The following is a 4,464-nucleotide window of genomic DNA, read 5'->3' as shown; positions in this document are numbered from 1 at the left end:
GAATGCGCGGATACGGCGGGTGGATTTTTGTGCGGCGACGCATTCACGGTACTACGCCATGGTGGCCTTGGGGATTTGGCTGGCGAACTGGGAATGCGGGTGTGAGGCGCTTGGCAAGGCGGGGCGGTTTGAGCAGTTATCCTCTGAGGACCGTGGTGAAGGACCGTTTCCGGATCTGCCGCGCTATGTCATCTCGTGGGTACCTGAGGAGACGAGCTCCTCAGGTTGAGCTTATCGGCTTAGACCCAGCGGACGTGCTTTGTGGTGTTGCTGGTGTGGTCGGCAGCTGGTGGGCTGGCGTGTTTTTGTTGCGGTGATTTCAGCTCGCTCAACGCATCCTCAATGATATCGTTGAAGCTCTCGACCGTGATGGAGCTCAGGAACGTCTCATCCTCCCGCTTCTCAATGAGCCGCTCAATAGCGAGATCGCGGATTGGGGGGATGTTGGCTGCAAAGTAAGTGCCTGTCGCCTCGCTGTCCCAACCAATGCCAGGGACGCCGTGCTGCTCGGCCAGTGTGGGGAAATTCTCCCAGTTCAGCTGTCGTGACAGATCATGGATGGCGATTTCCGCATTTTCTGGCAGGGAGTGCAGGAAGCTTTGTTCTGCGTATTTCCAGACCTGCTTTTCAAAGCGCTCAACGGCGATCTTCATCGGATGAGGTGTCTCGGAAACTCTCAGAGCCTCCCCCTTCTCGACAGGTCTTTGGTCTTGCAGCACATTACGATAGATACTCTGCAGCAGTTCATTGCCCCAAGCCTTGGAGGTGGCATTTTCGGCCAGCAGTGGATCATACTTCCCGGCAATCTCTGTGCTGAGACGGGCCATCAGTTCCCGTTCTACGTGGAAGGGGTTCCGCTCCGTGTATTTGCCATCCGCGCGAGCAGCGAGAAGTTCGGTGTTTGTCTCCGGGGTCTCAATGATCTCACTTTGGAACGAAGGAACCGTCTGATGGGCCTTGTTCTGAACCAGATTGTTGATCGGATTGTGCTTCACATCTTCAGAGAGGGCCTTGATGCGCACTGCCGAGCTTTCGTTTCTCAGCACCTGATGTTCTGCAAAGGTGACGCCTTCCTGCACTTGCCGGGATGTCAGGCTGTGGCTTGTGCCAGGATTCTGGCCGCAAGCCCGACAGGCGGCCTGATAGGCTTTCTCGCCCAGCGTTCTGCCGTAGTGGTTGGTGAGCGCCAGACGGAAGGCGCCCTGATCTGCTTGCTTTTGCTCAGCACCTTCGGCCTGTTGCTTGACCCAGGTGACCAGCCGGCCTGCGATTGCAGTGCTGGAGTGAGTCTTCACCTGTCCCTCAGCAACCGTGAGCTTGCCATCCTGCGGGATGGTGTGTGCGGCGGAGACAAAACTGTTCAAACCAATCGCTGTCATTGTCCAACTCCCATGATGTCAGCGGCCCGGGCATGCTGCCCTCCCACCTTCCAGAGTAAGCAATGCATTTGCTAGTTGCTGTTCTGAGCGTCACAGGGAGCAGTGGGATTTCATAGGGAAGACTGCGTAGTTGGCACTATTTGTCATGCTCCTTCAGGAAGGCATAGATGATTTCGTGAAGGCATTCGCCGTCGAAGCTGGGAAAGTGACCGCCGTGGATGGTGCGGACAGGGATGTCCAGCAGGCGCTTCATACTGGTGATGTAATCCGCCATGTTGGAATGGTAGCAGTCTGTCACCAGTGGGCCGTCATAGACGATGTCTCCTGCGATCAGGGTTTCTGTCGTCTTCTCCCATAAAGCGATACCGCCGGGGGAATGGCCGGGTGTATGGATGACCTCGAAGTGTCGATCTCCGGTGGTGAGCACTTCGCCATCTTCCAGCAGGTGGCTGGCAGGGGCTGGTTTGACGGCGTACTCGGAGGACTTGTAGGGCTCTGGCGGAAGCGCGTCGAAGATATCGTCAGTTGCGTAAGGATCAGCCAGCGTGTTCTGACGGGTTGGATGGGCCAGCAGGTCAGCTTCTGCGATATGGATCAAGCGATGCGGAAACTCGTGTGGCAGCCGATATGGTCAAAGTGGGTGTGGCTGGCGACAGCCATGACGGACTTTTCAGCGGTGAGCGCAACATGCTCGCGCAGGCTGACCACGCCCATGCCGCTGTCTACGAGCAGATCTTTGTGGCGACCGCGCACATGCCAGATGTTGCAGCGGTAGAACTGCTTGATGTAGGGCTCATCAATCAGCGTAATGTCATCTGCCAGTTTCGTGGTGCGATACCACTTCTCCGCCGGAATGCGTTCCACCGCTCATCCCTCCTGCTTGATCAGAGAAGTCCATCATAGCCAGCTCTGGTGTGCAGGGGGATAACTTATATTGAAAGAGGTCGATTCCGCCCCGCAGCGTACTGCGGGACGAAAGAACTCAGGAAAAACGTGAAGAACGCAAATGAACGCACATAGCAACGCAAGCTCGGTTTTGCGGGGTTGTCCCCGTTTTAGGCGTTGCTGCTTGGGGAGTAATCCGCGGCATTCACAGTTTTTGGGCGACCTTCCAGCGAGAGGCTGGTGATGCGCGGGGCGGTTTCGGCGATGACCTTACCGCGGCGGACAACAGCGAGGCGGGTTGCTTTCATGCGGAGGGCTTCGATCGCATCTTTTGCCTGAAGCAACACGAAGTCTGCGTTGCTGCCGACTTTGACGCCGTAGCCTTCCAGCCCCATGATCTTTGCGGAGTTTGTTGTGACAGCCTCATAGCAATAGCGGATGTCATCGCGACTGGAGAGCTGGCCTACATGCAGGCCCATGCTGGCGACTTCCAGCATGTCTGCGTTGCCCAGCGAGTACCAGGGATCCATCACACAATCATGACCGAAACCGACGGTGATGCCGAGTTCGCGCATCTCACGCACGCGGGTCTGGCCACGGCGTTTTGGGTAGGTGTCGTGACGGCCCTGAAGCATGATGTTGATCAGCGGGTTGGCAATGGCACAGACATCGGCTTCCGCCATCAAAGGCAGCAGCTTGGAAACGTAATAATTGTCCATGGAGTGCATAGAGGTAAGGTGTGATCCTGTCACCCTGCCCTGCATGCCCAAGCGCTGTGTCTCGTAAGTCAGTGTCTCAATGTGGCGTGAGAGAGGATCATCGGATTCATCGCAGTGCATGTCCACGCGCAAGCCGCGTTGTGCTGCGATTTCCATGAGGGTCTTCACGGAGCGGGCACCGTCTTCCATAGTGCGCTCAAAGTGCGGAATGCCGCCGACCACATCTACACCCATATCCAGTGCGCGGAGCAGGTTGTTTTCCGCCGTTGGTGAACGGTAGAAGCCATCTTGCGGAAAGGCGACCAGCTGCAAGTCGATATAAGGTGCAATGCGTTGCTTTACATCCAGCAGGGCTTCCACACCGAGCAGACGATCATCACACACATCTACGTGGCTTCTGATAGCCAGCAGGCCTTGCGAGACTGCCAGATCGCAGTAGCGCAGGGCACGTTCGACAACCGCATCAATGGTCAATAACGGTTTCAGCTCTCCCCAAAGGCTGATGCCTTCCAGCAAGGTGCCGCTTTCGTTCATTCTTGGCAGGCCAAGAGAAAGGGTGGCATCCATATGGAAGTGCGGGTCAACAAATGGTGCTGAGACCAGCTGGCCCTGTGCATCAATCACACGCTCCGCTTCTGCGGTGATGCCCTTTTCAATCGCGGTGATTGTGCCGTTTTTCACCGCGATATCTACACCAGCTTCGCCAGTGGTCAGAACGGCGTTTTTGACAAGGAGATCCAGAGACATGAGTGGTGCCTTTCTTGCTTTTCCAGCTTAACGCTGACCACGGAAATAAGGTTGCAGCAGGGCGCGTGGGTAGTCTGCCTTGCGAGCCACAAGCACCAGCGCCACGATGGATAGCAGGTATGGGATCATCAGGAAGACCTGCGATGGGATCACCGCGCCGACCTCGTTTTGCAGGCGGATCTGGAAGGCATCAAACGCGCCAAACAGCAGTGCACCCAGCAAAGCCTTACCCGGTCTCCAACTTGCAAACACCACCAGAGCAATGCAGATCCAGCCGCGTCCGTTGATCATGCCAAAGAAGAAGGCATCAAAGGCGGACATGGTGAGGAAGGCACCGCCCAGCGCCATCAACGCAGACCCGGTCATGATTGCCCCGATACGCAATGCGAATACCGAAAGGCCTTGTGCTTCAACGGCGGATGGGTTGTCGCCTACTGCACGGATGGCGAGGCCAAGCGGCGTGCGATAGAGCACGTAGCTGACCAGCAAGACCATGGCGAGTGCCAGAAAGGTCATGGATGTTTGCTGGAAGAGAGCTGGGCCAATGAAAGGCAGGTCTGAAAGAACCGGAATATCAAGCGGCTGGAATGCCTCGATCCGTGGTGGACTAGACACTTTTGGCAGAGCTGTGCGGTAGGTGAAGTAGCTGACCGAGGTTGCAAACATAGTTATGCCAAGGCCAGACACGTGCTGAGACAAGCCCAGCGGCACTGTGAGGATGCCGTGGAGCAAGC

General features: G+C 56.6%; 5 protein-coding genes and 1 pseudogene. 1 reads left to right on the top strand and 5 read right to left on the bottom strand.

The features are described from left to right. Nucleotides 1–229, top strand: a pseudogene (locus PPL9_RS33025) (nitroreductase); the annotation flags it as partial. Nucleotides 230–239: 10 nt separating this feature from the next. Here the strand turns inward: PPL9_RS33025 and PPL9_RS04900 are convergent. The 5 genes from PPL9_RS04900 to PPL9_RS04885 all read right to left on the bottom strand — a co-directional run. After that, a complete protein-coding gene (locus PPL9_RS04900) occupies nucleotides 240–1,379 on the bottom strand; it encodes a hypothetical protein (RefSeq protein ID WP_208989168.1) in 1,140 nt (379 codons plus the stop codon). Between the two features lie 136 nt (nucleotides 1,380–1,515). After that, complete coding sequence (locus tag PPL9_RS34105) at nucleotides 1,516–1,977, bottom strand: MBL fold metallo-hydrolase (protein WP_244273348.1); 462 nt, start codon at nucleotides 1,975–1,977, stop codon at nucleotides 1,516–1,518. Then, nucleotides 1,974–2,243, bottom strand: a complete 270-nt coding sequence (locus PPL9_RS34100; RefSeq protein ID WP_244273347.1) for a hypothetical protein — start codon at nucleotides 2,241–2,243, stop codon at nucleotides 1,974–1,976. The genes PPL9_RS34105 and PPL9_RS34100 overlap by 4 nt, the downstream gene beginning before the upstream one ends. 191 nt (nucleotides 2,244–2,434) lie before the next feature. Next, nucleotides 2,435–3,730, bottom strand: a complete 1,296-nt coding sequence (locus tag PPL9_RS04890) for an amidohydrolase family protein (protein WP_057461595.1) — start codon at nucleotides 3,728–3,730, stop codon at nucleotides 2,435–2,437. A 27-nt stretch (nucleotides 3,731–3,757) separates the two neighbouring features. Next, nucleotides 3,758–4,464 (bottom strand): ABC transporter permease (locus PPL9_RS04885; protein WP_082596556.1); only part of this gene is annotated, 707 nt, incomplete at its 5' end.

Source organism: Pseudovibrio sp. POLY-S9, from assembly GCF_001431305.1.
Taxonomy (GTDB): domain Bacteria; phylum Pseudomonadota; class Alphaproteobacteria; order Rhizobiales; family Stappiaceae; genus Pseudovibrio.
Note: the sequence above shows the minus strand (reverse complement) of the source record. Positions and strands in the feature narration are given on the sequence as shown.